The sequence below is a fragment of the Empedobacter sp. UBA5036 genome, assembly GCF_002415215.1.
Classification (GTDB): domain Bacteria; phylum Bacteroidota; class Bacteroidia; order Flavobacteriales; family Weeksellaceae; genus Empedobacter; species Empedobacter falsenii_B.
The window spans coordinates 15255-37171 of sequence record NZ_DICC01000007.1; the positions used below are offsets into that span (position 1 = coordinate 15255).

A 21917-nucleotide genomic window follows, 5' to 3' on the forward strand; every position below is an offset into this window, starting at 1 on the left:
GAAAAATGGCATTATCTAAAGTAGAAAAAAGACAAAAAATAAAAAGACGCGTGCGTCGAAATATTTTTGGAACAGAAACTAAACCTCGTTTATCAGTTTACCGTTCTAACAAAGAAATTTACGCTCAAATTATTGACGATAACAATGGAGTAACTTTAGCTTCTGCATCATCTCGTGAAAAAGGTGTTGCTGTAGAAGGTACAAAATCTGAAGTTTCTGTATCAGTTGGTAAAGCATTAGCTGCTAAAGCTATTGCAAAAGGAATTGAAACTGTAGTTTTTGATCGTAACGGTTTCGTATATCATGGTAGAATCAAAGCTTTAGCAGATGGTGCTAGAGAAGGTGGATTAAAATTCTAAAAAAGAGAAAGAAATTATGTTAGGATTTAAAAACGTAGAAAGAGTAAAACCAACAGGTTTAGATTTAAAAGATCGTTTAGTTGGAGTACAACGTGTTACTAAAGTAACAAAAGGAGGTAGAGCATTTGGTTTCTCTGCAATCGTAGTAGTAGGTGACGGAAACGGAGTAGTAGGTTACGGATTAGGGAAATCTAAAGACGTAGCTTCTGCAATCGCTAAAGCTATCGAAGACGCTAAGAAAAACTTAGTACGTATCCCGTTATTTAACAACACAATTCCTCACGAACAAGAAGCTCGTTTCGGTGGTGCGCAAGTATTCATCCGTCCAGCATCTAAAGGTACAGGGGTAATTGCAGGTGGTACAGTACGTGCGGTATTAGAATCAGTTGGTGTACATGATGTATTATCAAAATCAAAAGGTTCTTCTAACCCTCACAATGCAGTAAAAGCTACATTCCGTGCTTTATTAAGCTTACGTTCTGTAGAAACTATTGCTCGTCAAAGAGGTATTTCTGTAACTAAAGTATTCAACGGTTAAAAAAAAGTAAAATGAGCAAAGTAAGAGTAAAACAAACACGTAGTGCAATCAACCGTGATAAATCTCAAAAAGCTACATTAGTTGCTTTAGGTTTAAAAAAGTTGAATCAAGTTGTTGAGCACGAATCAACTCCTCAAATTGAAGGAATGATCCGTAAAATCTCACACTTAGTAGTAGTAGAAAGAGCTTAATCGCTTTTAACCTTTTAAAAATTATTAAAAATGAATTTAAGTAATTTAAAACCAGCTGCTGGTTCAGTACAAAATAAATTCCGTAAAGGTAGAGGTGAAGGTAGTGGAAACGGTTTGACAGCAGGTCGTGGACACAAAGGTGCTAAATCTCGTTCTGGTTATTCAAGAAAAATCGGTTTCGAAGGTGGACAAATGCCTTTACAAAGACGTTTACCTAAATTTGGTTTCAAAAACATCAACAGAGTTGAGTACACTGGAATCAATTTAGATACAATTCAACAATTAGTTGATAACAACAAAATTACAGATACTTTAAACAAAGAAACATTAGTTCAGTTAGGATTAGCTCACAAAAATGACTTAGTGAAAATTTTAGGTCGTGGAGAGTTAAAAGCAACTGTTAATGTTACTGCTGATAAATTCTCTCAATCAGCTCAAGAAGCTATTGTGAATGCAGGAGGTAAAGTAGAATTAGTTAACGCTTAAGAATATATTTTATAGATGAAAGGGTTTATACAGACCATAAAAAATATCTGGAGCATAAAAGAATTGAAGGATAAGTTACTTGTAACTATCCTTCTATTGTTGGTTTATAGATTCGGTTCTCATATTCCACTTCCAGGTGTCGATATTAACGAGGTTAATCGTTTTGTTGCAGACCAAGAAAATGCAAATTCAGGAATTTTAGGATTATTAAACTCTTTTACCGGAGGTTCTTTTAAGAGAGCTTCCGTATTTGCGTTAGGAATTATGCCTTATATCTCTGCTTCGATTGTTATACAATTGATGGGATTAGCAGTACCTTACATCCAAAAACTACAAAAAGAAGGAGAAAGCGGACGTAACAAAGTAAACCAAATTACGAGATGGTTAACAATCGGGATTTGTTTGGTGCAAGCACCAGCATACCTTACATTAGTAACTTCTCAAATTTTACCTTACGATCCAACTTCTTCATATGCTATCTATGTAATTCCTCCAACCAACTTTTGGTTCTGGTTCCCTTCAACAATCATTTTGATTACAGGGACAATCTTTGCCATGTGGATGGGTGAAAAAATTACTGACAAAGGTATAGGTAATGGTATTTCAATCTTAATTATGGTTGGTATCCTAGCCGACTTACCAAAAGCAATATTTAATGCATTTGAAGTAGATCCTTCAAACGGTATTTTCTTCTTGATAGAAATGTTAGGGTTAATCCTAGTTATTGCAATGTGTATTATGATTGTTGCAGCGGTGCGTAAAGTACCAGTACAATATGTAAGAAGAGCGCAAACTTCAAGTAGTTCATATATGAGATCAGTTACAGACTCTGTACGTTCATATATTCCACTTAAAGTAAATGCAGCAGGTGTAATGCCTATTATCTTCGCACAAGCAATTATGTTTTTACCAGGAACATTGGCAAACTATTTCTTAGACGAAGGAAGTCCAGTAAAAGCATTCTTCGCGAAAATGGCAGATCCATTTACGTGGGAATATAATTTGATCTTCGGATTACTTATTATTATCTTCACTTATTTCTATACTGCGATCACAATCCCAGTAAACCAAATGGCAGAAGACTTAAAACGTAACGGAGGAATCATCCCCGGAATCCGTCCTGGAAAAGAAACTGCAAATTTTTTAGACGAAATTTTATCAAAAATTACGTTACCTGGAGCAATTTTACTAACTTTGCTTGCTGTTTTGCCAGCGATTGTAAAATTATTAGGTGTAGAACAGAGCTTAGCAATGTTCTTTGGAGGTACATCAATGTTAATTATGGTGGGAGTTATCTTAGATACTGTACAACAAATTAATACATATTTATTAAATCACCGTTACGATGGTTTAATGTCTTCAGGTAGAACTTCAAGAGATATCTAATAAGATTTTATTAAAAAGATTTATGGCTAAACAAAAACATATTGAACAAGACGGTACGATTACAGAAGCATTATCCAATGCAATGTTCCGTGTCGAATTAGAAAATGGACATGTTGTAACATGTAACATATCTGGTAAAATGCGTATGCACTATATCAAATTATTACCAGGTGATCGAGTTAAAATAGAGATGTCTCCTTACGATTTAACGAAAGGTAGAATATCTTACAGATACTAAAAGAAATAATAATGACTGGTGATAGAGTTAATGTAGATACGTTAACTCTATCGGATTATAAATAAATTTACAAAGATGAAAATTAGAGCATCCATTAAAAAGAGAAGTGCTGACTGTAAAATTGTGCGTCGTAAAGGACGTTTGTATGTGATCAACAAAAAGAATCCTAAGTTTAAACAAAGACAAGGTTAATTATTTAGAATTATGGCAAGAATTTCAGGTGTAGATTTACCTAAAAACAAAAGAGGGGTAATCGGACTTACATACATTTACGGGATCGGAAGAAGCAGTGCTTCTAAAATCTTAGCTGAAAATAACATTTCAGAAGATACAAAAGTTAGCGAATGGACTGATGAAGAAATCAACGCAATCCGTGCATCGATCAATGAAACTTTCAAAGTAGAAGGTGAATTAAGATCAGAAATCCAATTAAACATCAAACGTTTAATGGATATCGGATGTCAAAGAGGTATTCGTCACAGATTAGGTTTACCATTACGTGGTCAAAGAACAAAAAATAACTCACGTACAAGAAAAGGTAAAAAGAAAACAGTTGCTAACAAGAAAAAAGCCACTAAATAATAAATAGGATCATGGCAAAAAATCAGAAAGTAGTAAAGAAAAGAAAAGTAGTTATTGAAGCTACTGGACAAGCTCATATTCAAGCATCGTTTAACAACGTTATCGTTACTTTAACTAACAAAAACGGTGAAGTTATCTCTTGGTCTTCAGCAGGTAAAATGGGATTCCGTGGATCTAAAAAGAACACTCCTTACGCTGCTCAAGTAGCTGCACAAGATGCAACAACAGTTGCATACGAAGCAGGATTAAGAAGAGTAAAAGTATTCGTGAAAGGACCAGGTCAAGGTCGTGAATCTGCTATTAGAACAATTCATAACGGTGGTATCGAGGTTTCTGAAATCGTTGATGTTACTCCATTACCACACAATGGATGTCGTCCACCTAAAAAGAGAAGAGTATAATCATTTTTCTCAATTTAATTATTTAATATATTTAATAGTAACAAATCATGGCAAGATATACAGGACCAAAAACTAAAATTGCAAGAAAATTTGGACAACCAATTTTCGGTGACGATAAATCTTTTGAGAAAAAGAAATATCCTCCAGGGCAACACGGACCTAACAAAAGAAGAGCTAAAAAATCAGAATACGCTATTCAGTTAACTGAAAAACAAAAAGCAAAATATACTTACGGTATTTTAGAGCGTCAATTTGCTAACTTATACAAAAAAGCAAATGCTTCTAAAGGAATTACAGGTGAAGTATTATTACAATTATGTGAATCTCGTTTAGATAACGTAGTTTACCGTTTAGGTATCGCAAACTCACGTAGTGCTGCACGTCAATTAGTATCTCACAAACACATAACTGTAAACGGAGAAATTGTGAACATCCCTTCTTACCAATTAAAAGCTGGTGATGTAATCGCTGTTAGAGAAAAATCGAAATCTTTAACTGCAATCACAAACTCTTTACACGCACGTAGCGAGTACGATTGGTTAATTTGGAACGACGAACAAAAATCAGGAACTTTCACAAAAGCTCCAGAAAGAGTTCAAATTCCAGAAGATATTAAAGAGCAATTAATCGTCGAGTTATATTCTAAATAAACCTTAAAATCAGACTAATAAAATGACTATTTTAAATTTCATCAAACCTGACAAAGTAATCTTAGTAGAGTCTGACTCTAAATTCGGACAATTCGAGTTCCGTCCATTAGAGCCAGGATACGGGATTACAGTTGGAAATGCTCTACGTAGAGTGTTACTTTCTTCATTAGAAGGATATGCGATCACTTCAATCAAAATTGAAGGAGTTGAGCACGAATTTTCAACTATTCCAGGAGTAGTGGAAGATGTTACAGAGATCATTTTAAATCTGAAAAAGGTTCGTTTTAAGAAACAAATTGATGAATCAGATGCTGAAACTGTAACTGCTACTATCTCAGGGCAAGATCAATTAACAGCAGGTGATTTAGGGAAATTTATTTCTGGATTCCAAGTTTTAAACCCTGAATTAGTTATCGCTAACTTAGACGCTAAAGTAAACGTAACAATTACATTTACAATCGAAAAAGGTAGAGGATACGTACCAGCTGATGAGAATAAAAAGGCTTCTGCGCCAATCGGTACTATAGCAATTGACTCAATTTACACTCCAATTAAGAATGTAAAATACGCAATTGAAAACTATCGTGTAGAACAAAAAACTGACTACGAAAAATTAGTTTTTGAAATTACAACAGATGGTTCTATAACACCTCAAGATGCTTTAACTGAAGCAGCTAAAATCTTAATTCACCACTTTATGTTATTCTCAGATGAGAGAATTACATTAGAAGCGGAAGAAGTTGCATCTGGTGAAACTTATGATGAAGAAGCATTACATATGCGCCAATTATTGAAAACAAAATTGGTAGATATGGATTTATCAGTAAGAGCATTAAATTGTTTAAAAGCAGCTGAAGTTGAAACATTAGGCGAATTAGTTTCTTTCGCTAAGTCTGACTTAATGAAATTCAGAAACTTTGGTAAGAAATCTCTTACAGAGTTAGAAGAATTGGTGGACAGCAAAGGTCTTAACTTTGGAATGGACATCGTAAAATATAAGTTAGACGTAGAATAATTTTATTAAAAAATGAGACACGGAAAAAAATTTAACCATTTAGGTAGAACTGCCTCTCATAGAAGAGCTTTATTATCTAATTTAGCTATAGCGTTGATTACTCACAAGAGAATTAACACAACAGTAGCAAAGGCTAAAGCATTACAAACATATGTTGAGCCTTTATTGACAAAGTCTAAAACAGACGATACTAACAACCGTCGCGTTGTATTTTCATACTTACAAGATAAAGAAGCTGTAACTGAATTATTCAGAACTGTAGCTCCTAAAATTGCAAATCGTCCAGGAGGATACACTCGTATCATCAAAACAGGATTCCGTTTAGGTGACGGTGCTGATACTGCAATGATCGAGTTAGTAGATTTCAATGATATCTACACTAACGCGAAAGTAGAGAAAAAAGCAACTACACGTCGTAGTAAAAAAAGTACTAAAAAAGAAGAAGCTGCACCAGCTGCTGAAACTGAAAGTACAGAAGAAGCATAATCTATTCGATTATATAGTAAAAAGCCTCCCAATTTGGGAGGCTTTTTTTGTTGATACTTATTTCTTCAACTCTCAATTATTATTATTATTATTTTTACTATAAAATAGTATTGTATGAAAAAAATCTACACTTTATTAACTTTTATCAGTTTAAGCATGTTTGCGCAAGCGCAAACAACTTTAGGAATGAGATTAGGTTCTAATTTTTCTAATGTTAGCTTTTCAGAAAATAAAGAGCTTATTAACTCTAAATTCAAATTTGGGCCATCAGTAGGCATTTATGTTAACATCCCTTTTGATAAAAATTTTTCAATTCAACCAGAACTTTTATATTCTTCACAAGGTTTCAGAACAAAAGAAGATTTTAGTTTTGAAGGTTTAATGTATGAATCTGAAGGAAAATTTAAAACAGACTATATTGCCTTACCTGTTCTTGCAAAATATAAGATGGAGAATGGAATGACTTTCGAAGTAGGTCCGCAACTTTCTTATTTTTATTTGGGAAAATATACACGTCAAATAGATATCAGGAATCATCAAGGTATTATTCAAACAATTTCTGAACGAGTAGATCTAAAAGATGATATTGATGATTTTAAAGATTTGGACTTTTCTGTAGTTGGAGGAATTGGGTATGATTTTAAATTCGGTGCTTCTATCAATGCGCGTTATACATACGGAATAACCAATTTTAATAAAGAAGATGACATTAAATCGAGAAATCACTATTTCAGTTTATCGCTTGCTATTCCATTTATCAAATAAGAAAAGCCATTCATTAGAATGGCTTTTCTTATTTGAATTGAATTTCTGATAAGTAATTATGTATGATTGATTTAAAATCTTAATGTTAAAAAATCAACTAAAATCCTTATTTTTGGATTGATTTTGGCAATAAACCAATTATCAAACATAAATATTTATATGAAAAAAATACTATTCATGATGGCTGTTGCAGTGGCAGTTGTTTCATGTAAAAAAGATGATAAAGTCGTAGGAAAAGATAAAGACGGAAAAGAATTAATTGTGAACGAAAAAGGCGATACAGTTGCCAAAACAGAAACAACAGATTCTTTGAAAGTCGCTGAAACGCCTGTTGAGTCAGAAGTTGTAGCAATAACAAAAGGTGCAGATGACAAATATGCATACAAATACAATTTGGAGATAGGAAAAACTTATCCAATGACGTTGGGAATCAAAACAACTCACACGGCTTCGGATGGGAAACAATCTCAAAAAATGTCAAGTGAAAGTAAAAAACAAATTGATTATACGGTAAAAGATTTCAAAGATGGTGTGTATACATTAGAAGTGAAATCTAAACAATATAGCGAGAAAATGACAGATCCTTCGGGAAAATCAATTTCGTATGATACAAATGCTGTAAAACCAGCGAACAAAGATATTGCGGTTTCTTGGTCGATTTACAAAGCGATGACAGGGAAAACGTATACAATGAAAGTTGATCAGAAAGGAAAAGTTGTAAGCGTTGATGGATTAGAAGGAATCAAAACTTCAATTCTTAATTCTGTGAAAAAACAAGTTTCTGCAGAAGAGTTCAAATTCTTTACACAGATTATCGACAATTCATTAAACAAACAAGCGATTTCTTCTCAGTTTGAAGAAACGATGAATATTTTCCCTAACAAAACCTTAGCGCTTAAAGAATCTTGGAGCGATAGTCAAAAAATTGATCAAGGTCCAATGAAAGGAAATATTTCAATGAAGAGAACTTTATCAAGTGTTGAGCCTGCAAATACGACAATTACTGTAAATGGAACGCAAAGTTTGAAAGGTAATGAGTCGCAACAAGGTGTTACAATGTCTGCGAATAGTAGTGCGAATGTAGATGGTAAAATTTTGTTGGACACTAAATCTGGTTGGATCAACAAAGTTAATTTAACGAAAAAGGAAACATTAAAACGTACAGTAGAAGCGCAAGGTCAAAAACAAACGATGACTGAGTCGGTTACAACTGTCACAACAGTTAACTAAAATGAAAACAATTCTTTGGGTTCTAATTTTAAGTATTATTTTCTTAACGATTTTTAGATTTTTAAGAAAAGTATTTGCAGTGAAAAAGGTTTTTCAAGAAGCAATTAATCAGCAAAGAAATGCTTATAATCAGAGCCAAAACTCAAATGATTCGTACAACGAATCGAAACCAAACACATCTTTCGACAAACCGAAATATAATATAGACGCCGAAACGGTGGATTACGAAATAATCGAAGAAAAAAAGGATGAAAAATAAAAAGAATTTACTCTACGTTCTTATCTCATTGCTGCTTTTTGCAGTGATTGCATTGGTGTATTGTTCACCAGTTTTATCGGGAAAATCTGTTATTCAGCCTGATATTATCAACTACAAGGGTAGTGCGCAAGAAATGTTGACGTATCAAGACAAAACAGGAGAAAATGTCTATTGGTCTGATGCGATGTTTGGTGGAATGCCAACCTATCAAACTGGTGCGAAATATAGTTTTGATATCATCAAAACCATTGATGGCGCATTCAGATTTTTACCGCGTCCAGCAGATTACATTTTCTTGTTGTTTACAGGATTTTTTATTCTTGGCTTAACGCTTTTCAAAAAGTGGCAATATGCTTTAGTCGGTGCAATTTTCTTTGCTTTTAGTTCGTATTATTTTGAGCTGATTGCAGCAGGGCATAACGGAAAGCTCCATACAATTGGTTATTTCGCGCCTTTTGTTGCCGGAATTCTTTTATTGTATCGTAAAAAATACATTGCAGGTTTTGTACTTACAACCTTGTTTATGGGATTGCAATTACAAGCCAATCACATTCAAATGACGTTCTATTTGTTTTTAGCGATGTTGGTTTTTGCAATTGTTCAATTTATTGATAGTTTAAAGAAAAAAGAATTACCAGATTTCTTAAAATCATCTGCATTAGTAGTTGTCGCTTTAATTATTGCAGCAGGATTGAATGCAAATCGATTATTGTCAACTTACGAATACAGTAAAGAAACAACTCGTGGAAAATCTGAGATGACCTTGTTGAAAAAGAATTCGAACGGATTAGATCACGATTATATCACACAATGGAGTTATGGAAAATTAGAAACATTAAATCTTTTTATTCCAAATTTGATGGGTGGTGGTTCGCAAACGAATCCAGAAGATTTAAAGAATTATACATCAGAATTACAAAATACACAATATAGTCTTGGTGAAGACGAGTTCAATCAGCAAGTTTTTCAAGCTGTGGCAAGTCAACCGAGAAGTGCATATTGGGGAGATCAGCCAGGAACTTCTGGTCCAGCTTATCAGGGAGCTGTAGTCGTTTTCTTGTTTATTATCGGAATGTTTATGGTACGTGGAAAATACGCGACCTATAAAAAATGGTTAGTTGGAGCAACGATTCTAAGTTTCATTTTGGCATGGGGTAAAAATTTACCATTCGTTACGAACTTATTTATTGATTATTTCCCGATGTATGATAAGTTTCGCGCTGTATCATCAATCTTGGTAATTGCCGAATTTACAATGCCTTTCTTAGCAATTTTGACTTTATATTATTTCTTTAATTCTGACGAATCAGATGAATTCAAAAAGAAAGTACTTTATATAGCTGGTGGTTCTACAGTTGGAATTTTAATTATATTCTTCTTATTCGGTGGAATGATTTTTCCATTTACATCAGAGAATGAAAAATTAATGACTGAACAATTAATCGGACAAATTCAGCAAGCAAATCCAAATGCAATCGGACTTTGGGATGGATTGATAAAACGATTAGATGAAGCATTAATTCAAGATAGAATTGCAATGTTTAAAGCGGATACAGTTCGCACATTGATTTTTGTTTTGTTCACAATGGCTTTGTTGTTGGCTTATTTATTCAAGTTTATCAAAAAACCAATTATCGTCATTTTAGCGATTGGTGCATTGGCTTTTATTGATGGATTTACGGTGAATAAAAGATATTTGAACGAAGATAATTTTGTATCTAAATACATTGTTGATAATCCTTTCCCAACGGAAATGTCGCCTCGTTTACAAACCGAAGCTCAGAACAACAATAATGTAGCACAAATTGCTTACAAAGTTCCGTTGAATAATTTATTATCGAACATATCAAAACAAGATAAATCACATTTCCGTGTTTACAATACGGTTTTGAGTACATTTAACGAAGCTGGAACTTCATATTTTGTTCCTTCGATTGGTGGTTATCATGCAGCGAAATTAGGGAAATACCAAGATGTTGTGGATATCTATTTTTCTCAAGATCCACAATTGAAAAAATACGGAATCAAAGATGAAACAGGTTTGATTAATGTATTGAATATGATGAATACGAAATACATTATTCATGGAAGTCCAACGGAACCCCAAGTACAGCAAAATCCTACAGCTTTTGGAAGTGCGTGGTTGGCTTCAAATATCAAATGGACAGAAAATGCAAATGATGAAATCTTAGCGATAAATTCTACACCAATTAATAACACTGTAATTTTACGTAAAGATTTGGTTGAGAATAAAAACATGAATGTTTCGGCAGATACTAATGCGAAAATTGAATTGGTTGATTATTCACCAATGAAGATGACGTATAAATCTTCTTCTAATACAGATCAAATTGCTGTTTTCTCAGAAGTTTATTATCCACATGGATGGACTGCAACAGTTGATGGAAAGGAAGTTCCGATCGAAAAAGCGAATTACGTATTGCGTGCAGTTCCTGTACAAAAGGGAAATCATACAATCGTGATGGAATTTAAACCACAAGTTATTTCTACTGGAAATATGATTGTGATAGTTTCGAATATTTTACTTTTAATCGTTGTGGCTGGAGGTATTTATTTGGGATATAAAAAATGTTCTATAAAAGAGAATTTAAACTTAGTCGCTGAAAAGGCTTAATTTTGGAATGAAAAAAATATTAATCATCACCTATTACTGGCCTCCTGCGGGAGGTCCTGGTGTTCAAAGATGGTTGAAATTCACAAAATATCTTCCTGAATTTGGATATGAAACCTATGTTTATATTCCAGAAAATCCTTCTTATCCAATTCTCGATGAAACTTTAGCCAAGGACATTAATCCAAAAGTTAAAATCATCAAGAATAAAATTTGGGAACCTTATCAGTTAGCAGAAAAACTGAATCCAAAGAATAAAGCTTATAAAGGTGGACATTTCGAGAAAAAAGAAAATCAATCTTTTATGTCGAAGTTGTCGGTTTTTGTAAGAGGGAATTTCTTTATTCCAGATGCACGTAAGTTTTGGGTAAATCCTTCTGCTGAATATTTAAAAAACTTTTTACAAAAAGAAAATATCGATACGATTGTAACTTCTGGTCCGCCTCATAGCTTACATTTAATCGGTTTGAAATTGAAAAAACAATTACCAAATCTCAAATGGTTGGCAGATTTTCGTGATCCATGGACTCAAATTAGTTATCACAAAGAATTGAAATTAACTTTTTGGGCTGCAAAAAAACACGAAGATTTAGAGCGTGAAGTAATGCAAAAAGCAGATGTTGTTTTAGCAACAAGTTATGCTGATGGAGAAAATTTCAAGAAGATTGGTGCAAAACATGTAGAAGTAATTACAAATGGTTTTGAAGAAGTAAAACAACAAACAGAAAAAGATCAAAATCACTTTCATTTGACGTATTCTGGAGGTTTGGAAATGCTTCGAAATCCTGTTGCATTGTGGAAAGCTTTAGCTGAATTAACTTCCGAAAATCAATCATTCAAAGAAGATTTAAAACTTAATTTTTATGGTTCTTTAGCTGATGACGTCAAACAAACAGTGATTGATGCAGGTTTAGAGAAAAACTTGGTTGCACATGGTTACGTTTCACATCAAGAGTCATTGAACGCTATTAATACAGCAAATGTTTTGATTTTGACCAACTTTGATAATGTTGCATCTAAAGGAATTATTCCTGGAAAGTTATTTGAATATATGGCGACTGGAAATCCTATTTTAGCAGTTGGTCCAGCAGATGCTGATGTTCAAAAAATACTGCATAAAACGAAAGCTGGCGATTATTTTAGCCATCAAGATGTTACTGAAATAAAATCTTTCATCCTTTCTATTTATAACCAATGGTTAAGAAATCCTCTTCAAAAATTTGAAACAAACGAAGACGAAGTTCAACAATTCAACCGTAAAAACTTAACTAAAAAGTTGGTTGACGTGGTAAATAATTTAAAAATAAATTAATACTATATTTGTAGAATAAAAATATTTATAGTAATTTCATCATAATTAACAACCTTATAATGAAATTACTATACTATTTTATCATTTTTATTGGTTGCATTGTATATGCACAGCCACAAATAAAAACTGACGCGACATTCAATTCTTCTAATTACTCCCAAACAAATTTCGAGTTATCTGATTACAATATAACTTACGATTACAAAGTTGTTCGTAATATAAAAAACCCGGAAAAAGCGAAAGCTGGTTTAGCACTTCTACAAATTGGTAAACGTTACAATAAATTCGTCGATTACAATAGAATAGGATCAGATTCTATAGACGAAAAACATAGTCATTTGGGAACAGTTAATGCAAATGATATTAATATTAGTATGGCTCAACGTTTCAAATCTGCCTTTAGATATCAAATTATTATCGATAAAGAAAAAGATCAATTGACTTTTGCAGATAAAATTTATCACGATTCATTTTTTTACAAAGAAACGTTACCAAAATTAGATTGGAAACTACTGAATGACACCAAACAAATCTTGAATTATACTGCAAAAAAAGCGACTGTAAACTACGGTGGTAGAAAATGGACGGCTTGGTACACTGACGAAATCCCAATGAATGCTGGTCCGTATAAATTTTATGGTTTGCCTGGTCTTATTTTAGAGATTTATGATGATAAAGAACATTATCATTTTACAGCAAACGCTAGCAACCAAAATCCTAAACAAATCTATTTAGCACAAGGTGAAAAAACACCTATAAAAGTTAAGAAAACAGAATTCTATAAAGCTGAAAAAGATTATCATGAAAATGCAGCTGAAAGGTTAAAAGGAGTTGCACTTGACGAAAATAAGAAACCTATAACCAATTTTGGTGGAATGCCTTATAACCCTATTGAATTAGAATAAACCAAATATTAAATTATTTGTTTTTATATACTTAAGTTGCAAAAAGATTTGTGTATTATTATTATTATTATTATTATTGATGTAATTAACGTTAATGAGGCAATTGTAGGTTGCAAACTATGATTGATTATTAAAAAACTAAATTACTTAAAAAATGAAGAAAATGTTATTAGCAAGTGCTTTTGCACTTATCGGAACTTTTGCAATGGCAAATGAAACAGAAACTGAAGATAAACAAGATGTAACTTCAGTAGAATGCTGGGATGTATCTGTTGAAAGATGTGGAGTTGGATTTGTATATGAAGATTGTGGTCCTTTAGGAGATGTTATAGATTTTGCTGTAGAACTTTATGAAGAAATGGAAGTTTATTGTAATTAAATAATAAGAGGTATAGCATTAAACTTAGTTAATGCTATACTTTATAAATAGAGTTATGAAAAAAATATTCATATTATTTATTTTATCCTCTTTTTTTATTCAAGCACAAACATATAAAGTTGTATATGACGTGAAATTTGTAACTGATTCTGTAAAAAAAGAAGTAAAATATGAAGAAATGGATTTGTATATTGCAAAAGATAGTACAATTTATATAAGTCCAAAAAAGGTAAACTACGATAATTATCTTCAAGGATTAAATGCTAAAAATACTCAAGAATTTATAACAAATAACACACTAAATATAGCTGCTATAAAAGAAAAATACCCATCCCCAATCATTAATCATACTATAATAAGAAATAATGGAACAAATAAAATATTAAGTAAAGTAAATAGAAATATTTACCTATTAAATCAGCCTATTGAGGAAATAAATTGGAAAATAGAAAATGAGCAAAAAACTCAGCTGGATTTAATTATAAAAAAAGCAACAACAACATATTTAGGGCGAAAATGGACAGCTTGGTACACAGAAGAAATACCAAACAGTGTTGGTCCATACAAATTTGGAGGATTACCAGGGCTTATTTTAGAAATCTATGATGACAATAATTATTTCCATTTTTCTGCAATTGAGATTAATCAAAATAATACAAAACCTGATTTAACAAAAGATTTTACAAAATCAAAAAAAGTGAATTTAGAGGATTACAAAAAAATATATGAAAATAGGGGAGTTGAAATTATACAAAACTTAAAAAGTCTTAATATAACAAGCTCTAATATTTCACCAGCTGAAATGGAAAAAAAGATAGATAATAAATTAAAAAGCGAAAATGTTTTTTTAGAAAAAAGTAATCATATTAATTTTTGAAAGCCCAATTAACACTATTATTTGCTTTATTTTTTCACTTTATTTTTGCACAACTTACCATTTCTGGTGTTGTAAAAAATGAGGAAGGAAAACCTATATCTGGTGCTAACGTTACCATTTCTCCAAGTACTTCGGAAGAAACCTTGGCGTATTTTATTACAAAATCGGACGGTAAATATTCTATCAAAATAGATAATCCATCGCACGAAACCTATGAAATTAAGGTTCGTGCGATGAATTATGCTTTTACTTCAGATTTGGTAAATGAATCGTCTACAAACTTTGATTTCACTTTACAAGAAAAAGCTATCGAGTTAAAAGAAGTTAAATTAAAAGAATCTCCAATTCGCAAAAAAGGCGACACAATTGCCTATGATGTCAGTAATTTTAAAGATATAAAAGACCGTTCTATAGCAGATGTGATCAAAAAAATGCCTGGAATAGAAATCGAAAATTCTGGTAGAATCTTGTATCAAGGCGAACCAATCAATAAATACTACATCGAAGGAATGGATTTGTTGGGCGGAAAATATGCATTAGCAAACGAAAATCTTTCTGCAGACGCTGTGGATAAAGTACAAATTTTAGAGAATCATCAACCGATCAAGATTTTAGACAGTTTGGTTTATAGCTCTAAAGCCGCATTAAATATCAAATTAAAAAGCAAAATTACCTATTCTGGTAAAGCAGAAGTTGGTCTTGGCGCTTCACCATTGTTGTATCAGGCGAATATTACACCAATGTTGTTCACAAAAAAGCAACAAATGATAGGTTCTTATCAAGGAAATAATCGTGGAAATGATGTTTCTCGTCAATTAAAAACCTTAAGTCTTGAAGATTTTTTAAATGACTCTGAAAAATTTTCGAACGAAAGTTGGTTATCAATTGCAGGTGTACAAACTCCCAATTTTGATGGCGAACGTTGGTTAGATAATGCAATAAATATTGGTTCTTGGAATCATCTTTTTAAATTAAAAAAAGAGCTAGATTTACGAATTAACTTGTCTTATCACAACGATTTTCAAAAGCGATTCGGAGAAACAAACACACAATATTTTTTACCAACAGGTGATATATTTCTCAACGAAATCAAAAAAAATTATTTGCAAATAGAAAGTCTTAATCTAAAAGCAACATTATCTCAAAATAGTTCTAAAAATTATCTTGAAAATGTCTTGGAATTTAAAGGAGACTGGAACAGTTCGAGAGGAGATCTCAATCAAAATAATAATTTTATTACACAACGATTAACACAACCAAATCGGCAGTTTACCAATCAGTTTAATACAATCAAGAAAGTTGGTAAACAATTAATTACGTTGCGTTCTGTTATTGCATACAGAAATTATAACGAGAATTTAAGTGTTTCTCCTGGAGTTTTTACTGATTTTATAAACAACGGAAATGATTATCAAAATGTGTTTCAACAAATTAATTTTGAGAAATTTTCGACAAATAATTTCGCTGAATTTTCAAAAGGAATAAAAGCTTTAACGCTACAATCAAAAATTGGAATTAAGTACACCAATCATACAATGAAAAGTGATTTGTTAGCAGATAATCAACCAATAAATTCTACTTTTACTAACAATACACGCTGGTCAACTTTAAATCCGTATGTAGAAAATAACTTTTCGTACAGAAAGAATCGACTTAATTTTTCTTTTGGAATTCCTTTTCAGTGGTATAATTTAGAGAATAATTCTTTCGGAAATAAAACTTCATACAATCGTTTTTACATCGAACCAAAATTTAATATAGGTTTAGAATTTTCAAAATTCTGGAAAGTATCAACCTCGCATAATTTCTCTAATGATTTGGGGAGTTTAACACGTTTGCACGAAGGATTTATATTGTATCGATACAATTCTATTCAACAAAATGACGGAAATTTTAACGAAGTAAAAAAATGGATTTCTTCTTTACGTTTCGAGTATAAAAATCCGATAAAATCTAGGTTTATCAATTTTGGATATTCGTACAATTGGTCAGAAAATAACTTAATCTACAATTACAGCTATAATGCGGATGCAAGTACAGTTTTAGAAGCTTTGAACTTAAAAAATCATCAAAAAACACATTCTGTTAATGCTAAAATAAGTCAATATTTTTCTAAAATTAAGACAACATTTAATTTAGCTGGAGGTTATAATTTTACAACCTACGATCAATTATTAAATGATGATTTAATCGAAATTCACAATACCATTTTAACTTCTAATTTTGATGCATCTTTCAGATTATTAAGTTGGATGACTTTTGAATATAAATACGGTTTAACAAATTATAAAAATAAGTTTTCAAAGGAATCTGAATCACGTTCAATCACCAATCAAATCCACCAAATAGGATTACATTTTTTTCCTGCAGATCAGCATTATATAAAACTTAATTTTGATTTGTATGTTAATGATGATTCAAGATTAAATCCAAATTCAACTTTCGGAGATTTAATGTATCGTTATTCATTAAAAAAGAAGAAAATAGATTTTGAATTGTCTGCTTATAATCTTTTTAATGAAAAATATTTTTCTCAAAACAGTTTTTCTTCCAATTATGAACAACGATTTATCTATAAGTTGAGACCAACTCAAGTTATGTTTACCACTCGATTTAATTTTTAATTTATCAACCTCATAATTATTAACTTCAAAATTGTATAACTCGATAATTTATTTTAATAAAATATCAAAATCTAACATCTGTCATAAGTGGGTTGAATATATTTTACCTAAATTTATTTTGAAAAAATATAAACCACAGAGAAATGAATGACAATCGTAAGAAAGATGCATTGAATTACCATTCAATGGGTCAACCAGGAAAGATTGCAGTAGTGCCTACAAAACCTACGAATACACAACGTGATTTATCGCTTGCTTATTCACCAGGTGTTGCGGAGCCTTGTTTAGAGATTGAAAAAGATCCAGAAAATGCTTATAAGTACACAGCAAAAGGAAATCTGGTTGCAGTTATTAGTAACGGTACAGCCGTTTTAGGCTTGGGAGATATTGGTGCGGTAGCTTCAAAACCGGTGATGGAAGGTAAAGGTCTTCTATTCAAAATTTTTGCTGATATTGATGTTTTCGATATCGAATTGGATACAAAAAATGTTGATGAATTTATCAATACGGTAAAAGCTTTAGAGCCTACTTTTGGAGGAATTAATTTAGAGGATATTAAAGCGCCTGAGTGTTTCGAAATTGAGAAACGTTTGAAAGCTGAAATGAATATCCCAGTTATGCACGACGATCAACACGGAACAGCTATTATTTCTGGTGCAGCGTTGATTAATGCATGTGAATTACAAGGAAAAAATATTTCTAAAGTTAAAATTGTAGTAAACGGAGCTGGTGCTGCGGCAATTTCGTGTACAGGAATGTATATTTCTGTTGGTGCAACGAAAGAAAATATCGTGATGTTAGACAGTAAAGGCGTAATCCGTTCTGACCGTGATAATCTTGATCCTTCTAAAGCAGAATGGGCAACAGATCGTGATATTTCGACATTGGCAGATGCTGTTAAAGATGCAGATGTTTTTATCGGTTTATCGGCTGCAGATGTTTTATCAGCAGATATGTTGAATACAATGGCAGAAAATCCAATTGTGTTAGCAATGGCAAATCCAAATCCAGAGATTGCGTACGATTTAGCAGTTGCGACGCGTCAAGATATTATTATGGGAACTGGGCGTTCTGATTATCCAAACCAGGTGAATAATGTACTTGGGTTTCCGTATATTTTTAGAGGAGCGTTAGATGTTCGTTCGACGACAATTAATGAGGAAATGAAAATTGCTGCTGTTCGAGCAATTGCAGAATTAGCAAAAGAACCAGTTCCTGAAGTTGTGACGCAAGCATACAATAATCATTCGATCAAATTTGGAAAAGATTATATTATTCCAAAACCTAATGATCCACGTTTGTTACCAGAAGTTTCGGCTGCGGTTGCAAAAGCGGCGATAGAAACTGGTGTTGCAAAGAATACAATTACAGATTTCGAAGAATATAAATTATCCTTAATTAAGCGAATCGGAAAAGAAAGTACGATTATGCGTAATTTGACACAAACGGCGAAATCAAATCCAAAACGTGTTGTTTTTGCTGAAGGAGATCGTTTCGAAATTCTTCGTGCGGCGCAAATTGTAAAGGAAGAAAAAATCGCTATTCCAATTATTTTAGGAAAGAAAAATAAAATTCAACAAATGATCAAAGAGTATATGTTGGATTTGGAAGATGTTGAAATTGTTGATACAAATGCAGAAGAAGATTCGGATAGATACAATCAATTCGTTGATTTTATTTACTCGAAACGTCAACGAAAAGGAATCTCAAAATCTGACGCGAAAAAATTATTGAGAGATCGTAATTATTTTGGATCATGTATGGTTGAGTTTGGTTATGCAGATGCAATGATTTCGGGAATGACGAAAAATTATTCGCAAGCGATTCGTCCAGCTTTAGAATTAATTGGAGCGGAACAAGGTCAAAAAGTTGCGAGTATGTATATGATGTTGACGGAAAAAGGACCAGTTTTCTTAGGTGATACAACGGTTAATTTAGATCCAACTTCAGAGGATTTAGTTAACATTACATTGCAATTTAACGAAACAATTAAGAAATTTAAAATTGAACCAAAGATTGCATTATTATCTTATTCAAACTTCGGATCAAATAAAGGAGAAACGGTTTCTAAAGTTCAGAATGCAGTGAATTATCTACATCAAAATCATCCAGATGTTTTAGTTGATGGTGATATTCAGGCAAATTTTGCAGTGAATAAAGAGAAATTACAAAGTAATTTTCCGTTTTCTAAATTAGCAGGAACGCATGCGAATACATTAGTTTTTCCAAATCTTGAATCAGCGAATATTTCGTATAAATTATTACAAGAATTAGGAAATATAGAAGCGGTTGGACCAATTTTGATCGGAATGAAAAAACCAATTCATTTGTTACAATTGGATAGCACTGTTCGCGAAATTGTGAATATGGTTACCATTGCTGTAATTGATGCACAACAACATCAGTAAAATATAAATTTAGAATTAAAAAAATCCACTTAAATGATTTTAAGTGGATTTTTTGTATTGTATGAAACCGAGATGATTTAAAAAATAAACTATTTATATTAATAAACACAAAAAAGCCTCGCAATGCGAGGCTTTCCTATTGATAAATGAAATTCTATTATTTAACTTCTTCGAAGTCTACGTCTTCAACACCATCATTTTTTGCTTGACCTTGATCAGCTCCTGGTTGCGCTTGTGCACCACTTTCTTGACCTTCGTTCATTGCAGCATAAATTTCTTGTGAAGCAGCATTCCAAGCTGTATTTAATTTTTCCATAGAAGCATCAATTGCAGCAACGTCTTGAGCAGCGTGAGCAGATTTAACCTCAGCTAAAGCTTCTTCAATTGGTTGTTTTTTGTCAGCAGGAATTTTATCTCCGTACTCAGTCAATTGTTTTTCTGTTTGGAAAATTAACGCGTCAGCAGCATTTACTTTTTCAATTTTGTTTTTTGCTTCTTCGTCTTTTGCAGCATTTTCTTGTGCTTCTTTTTTCATTCTTTCGATATCAGCATCAGATAATCCAGATGAAGCTTCAATTTTGATTGATTGCTCTTTTCCTGTTCCTTTATCTTTTGCAGATACACTTAAGATACCATTCGCATCAATATCAAATGTTACTTCGATTTGAGGAACACCTCTTTGTGCTGGTGGAATATCTACTAAGTCAAAACGTCCGATTTCTTTGTTATCGTTGAATAATGGACGCTCTCCTTGACCAATTCTTAATGTTACTGCTGGTTGATTGTCAACTGCAGTTGAGAAAACTTCAGATTTTTTAGTTGGAATTGTTGTATTCGCTTCAATTAATTTTGTGAATACTCCTCCTAAAGTTTCGATACCTAAAGATAATGGTGTAACGTCTAATAATAATACGTCTTTTACATCACCTGTTAAAACACCTCCTTGGATAGCTGCACCAATTGCAACAACCTCGTCTGGATTAACTCCTTTAGATGGTTTTTTACCGAAGAATTTTTCTACTTCTTCTTGGATTTTTGGCATACGTGTAGATCCACCAACTAAGATAACTTCGTCGATATCGTTGATTGATAAACCTGCATCAGATAACGCTTTTTTACAAGGCTCCATAGAACGACGTACTAAATCTTCTGTTAACTGATCAAATTTAGAACGAGTTAAAATTTCTACTAAGTGTTTTGGTCCTGTTTCGTTAGCTGTAACGTATGGTAAATTAATTTCTGTTTGAGCAGAAGAAGATAATTCGATTTTAGCTTTTTCAGCAGCTTCACGTAAACGTTGTAAAGCCATTGCGTCTTTTTTCAAATCTACACCTTCTTTCGCTTGGAATTCAGAAGCTAACCAATTGATGATTGCATCATCAAAATCATCACCTCCTAAGTGTGTATCACCGTTTGTAGATAACACTTCGAATACACCGTCACCTAATTCTAGGATAGATACGTCAAAAGTACCACCACCTAAATCGTAAACAACGATTTTTTTATCTGAGTTTGCTTTGTCTAATCCGTAAGCTAATGCAGCAGCAGTAGGCTCGTTGATAATACGTTCTACTTTAAGACCTGCAATTTCACCAGCTTCTTTAGTTGCTTGACGTTGAGCATCGTTAAAATAAGCTGGTACAGTAATTACCGCTCTTGATACTTCTTGTCCTAAATAATCTTCAGCAGTTTTTTTCATTTTTTGTAAAATCATTGCTGAGATTTCTTGTGGAGTATAGTTACGTCCATCAATATCAACTGCTGGCGTATCATTGTTTCCTTTTACAACTGAATAAGGAACACGACCGATTTCATCTGCATCATTATTAAATTTAGTTCCCATGAAACGTTTAATAGAATAAATCGTTTTCTTTGGGTTTGTTACAGCTTGACGTTTTGCTGAATCACCAACTTTAATTTCCCCTCCTTCTACGAATGCTACGATAGATGGAGTAGTTCTTTTACCTTCTGCATTTGGAATTACAACTGGCTCGCTACCTTCCATTACAGAAACACAAGAGTTCGTTGTACCTAAGTCGATTCCGATTATTTTGCTCATATTGTTTAGTTATTTTTTATATTATTAATGATTTATTTTAAACTTTTACACATCATCAAAAATGATGCTACACCAGAATAGTCAATCTTTGTGCCAACATAAAAAAAATGACATCCAATAGATTTTAGATGTCAG

General features: G+C 32.4%; 23 protein-coding genes. 22 read left to right on the top strand and 1 reads right to left on the bottom strand.

Going from position 1 to position 21917, the window contains the following annotated elements; translation table 11 throughout:
* Positions 1–5 precede the first annotated feature (5 nt).
* The 22 genes from rplR to B4J88_RS00665 all read left to right on the top strand — a co-directional run bounded on the left by rplR (position 6) and on the right by B4J88_RS00665 (position 19723).
* Positions 6–359 carry a 50S ribosomal protein L18 gene (gene rplR / locus B4J88_RS00560; protein ID WP_114999013.1) on the top strand — a complete coding sequence of 118 codons (354 nt, stop codon included), beginning with the start codon at positions 6–8 and terminating at the stop codon, positions 357–359.
* Positions 360–375: 16 nt separating this feature from the next.
* A complete protein-coding gene (gene rpsE / locus B4J88_RS00565; RefSeq protein WP_114999014.1) occupies positions 376–897 on the top strand; it encodes a 30S ribosomal protein S5 in 522 nt (173 codons plus the stop codon).
* A gap of 11 nt (positions 898–908) precedes the next feature.
* Positions 909–1088 carry a 50S ribosomal protein L30 gene (gene rpmD / locus B4J88_RS00570; protein ID WP_038335538.1) on the top strand — a complete coding sequence of 60 codons (180 nt, stop codon included), beginning with the start codon at positions 909–911 and terminating at the stop codon, positions 1086–1088.
* 30 nt (positions 1089–1118) lie between these two features.
* Positions 1119–1574, top strand: coding sequence for a 50S ribosomal protein L15 (rplO, locus tag B4J88_RS00575; RefSeq protein WP_291065848.1), 456 nt, complete (start codon positions 1119–1121; stop codon positions 1572–1574).
* A 15-nt stretch (positions 1575–1589) separates the two neighbouring features.
* Positions 1590–2960: a preprotein translocase subunit SecY gene (gene secY, locus B4J88_RS00580; RefSeq protein ID WP_038335544.1), complete on the top strand. Its 1371-nt coding sequence runs from the start codon at positions 1590–1592 to the stop codon at positions 2958–2960.
* A gap of 22 nt (positions 2961–2982) precedes the next feature.
* The gene (gene infA / locus B4J88_RS00585; protein WP_019974180.1) at positions 2983–3198 is read left to right on the top strand and encodes a translation initiation factor IF-1; all 216 of its coding nucleotides are present in this window, start codon (positions 2983–2985) and stop codon (positions 3196–3198) included.
* Positions 3199–3273: 75 nt separating this feature from the next.
* Positions 3274–3390 carry a type B 50S ribosomal protein L36 gene (gene ykgO / locus B4J88_RS00590; RefSeq protein ID WP_013598490.1) on the top strand — a complete coding sequence of 39 codons (117 nt, stop codon included), beginning with the start codon at positions 3274–3276 and terminating at the stop codon, positions 3388–3390.
* Positions 3391–3402: 12 nt separating this feature from the next.
* Positions 3403–3780: a 30S ribosomal protein S13 gene (gene rpsM, locus B4J88_RS00595; protein WP_038335547.1), complete on the top strand. Its 378-nt coding sequence runs from the start codon at positions 3403–3405 to the stop codon at positions 3778–3780.
* Positions 3781–3791: 11 nt separating this feature from the next.
* Positions 3792–4181: a 30S ribosomal protein S11 gene (gene rpsK, locus B4J88_RS00600; RefSeq protein WP_019974178.1), complete on the top strand. Its 390-nt coding sequence runs from the start codon at positions 3792–3794 to the stop codon at positions 4179–4181.
* A 47-nt stretch (positions 4182–4228) separates the two neighbouring features.
* Positions 4229–4831, top strand: coding sequence for a 30S ribosomal protein S4 (gene rpsD / locus B4J88_RS00605; RefSeq protein WP_291065850.1), 603 nt, complete (start codon positions 4229–4231; stop codon positions 4829–4831).
* 22 nt (positions 4832–4853) lie between these two features.
* Positions 4854–5846, top strand: coding sequence for a DNA-directed RNA polymerase subunit alpha (locus tag B4J88_RS00610; RefSeq protein WP_038335552.1), 993 nt, complete (start codon positions 4854–4856; stop codon positions 5844–5846).
* A gap of 12 nt (positions 5847–5858) precedes the next feature.
* Complete coding sequence (gene rplQ / locus B4J88_RS00615; protein ID WP_291065852.1) at positions 5859–6332, top strand: 50S ribosomal protein L17; 474 nt, start codon at positions 5859–5861, stop codon at positions 6330–6332.
* 114 nt (positions 6333–6446) lie between these two features.
* The gene (locus B4J88_RS00620; protein WP_291065854.1) at positions 6447–7097 is read left to right on the top strand and encodes a porin family protein; all 651 of its coding nucleotides are present in this window, start codon (positions 6447–6449) and stop codon (positions 7095–7097) included.
* 159 nt (positions 7098–7256) lie between these two features.
* On the top strand, positions 7257–8327 hold the full coding sequence (locus B4J88_RS00625; protein ID WP_291065856.1) for a DUF6263 family protein: 1071 nt from the start codon (positions 7257–7259) through the stop codon (positions 8325–8327).
* 1 nt (position 8328) lies between these two features.
* Entirely contained in the window at positions 8329–8586 is a 258-nt protein-coding gene (locus B4J88_RS00630) for a hypothetical protein (protein WP_291065857.1), read from the top strand.
* Positions 8576–11221 (top strand): YfhO family protein, encoded by a 2646-nt coding sequence (locus B4J88_RS00635; RefSeq protein ID WP_291065859.1) that lies wholly within the window; start codon positions 8576–8578, stop codon positions 11219–11221. The genes B4J88_RS00630 and B4J88_RS00635 overlap by 11 nt, the downstream gene beginning before the upstream one ends.
* A 7-nt stretch (positions 11222–11228) precedes the next feature.
* Entirely contained in the window at positions 11229–12530 is a 1302-nt protein-coding gene (locus tag B4J88_RS00640) for a glycosyl transferase family 1 (RefSeq protein WP_291065860.1), read from the top strand.
* Positions 12531–12589: 59 nt separating this feature from the next.
* Complete coding sequence (locus B4J88_RS00645) at positions 12590–13435, top strand: GLPGLI family protein (protein ID WP_286474889.1); 846 nt, start codon at positions 12590–12592, stop codon at positions 13433–13435.
* A 154-nt stretch (positions 13436–13589) separates the two neighbouring features.
* Positions 13590–13814 carry a hypothetical protein gene (locus B4J88_RS00650; RefSeq protein ID WP_125349688.1) on the top strand — a complete coding sequence of 75 codons (225 nt, stop codon included), beginning with the start codon at positions 13590–13592 and terminating at the stop codon, positions 13812–13814.
* Positions 13815–13869: 55 nt separating this feature from the next.
* On the top strand, positions 13870–14691 hold the full coding sequence (locus B4J88_RS00655) for a GLPGLI family protein (protein WP_185144170.1): 822 nt from the start codon (positions 13870–13872) through the stop codon (positions 14689–14691).
* Positions 14688–17315: a carboxypeptidase regulatory-like domain-containing protein gene (locus B4J88_RS00660; RefSeq protein ID WP_291065863.1), complete on the top strand. Its 2628-nt coding sequence runs from the start codon at positions 14688–14690 to the stop codon at positions 17313–17315. Before B4J88_RS00655 ends, B4J88_RS00660 begins: the two co-directional genes overlap by 4 nt.
* 143 nt (positions 17316–17458) lie before the next feature.
* Entirely contained in the window at positions 17459–19723 is a 2265-nt protein-coding gene (locus tag B4J88_RS00665) for an NADP-dependent malic enzyme (RefSeq protein WP_291065865.1), read from the top strand.
* A gap of 157 nt (positions 19724–19880) precedes the next feature.
* On the opposite strand, the gene dnaK is transcribed toward B4J88_RS00665, so the two are convergent.
* A complete protein-coding gene (gene dnaK / locus B4J88_RS00670) occupies positions 19881–21782 on the bottom strand; it encodes a molecular chaperone DnaK (protein ID WP_291065867.1) in 1902 nt (633 codons plus the stop codon).
* Between the last annotated feature and the right edge of the window lie 135 nt (positions 21783–21917).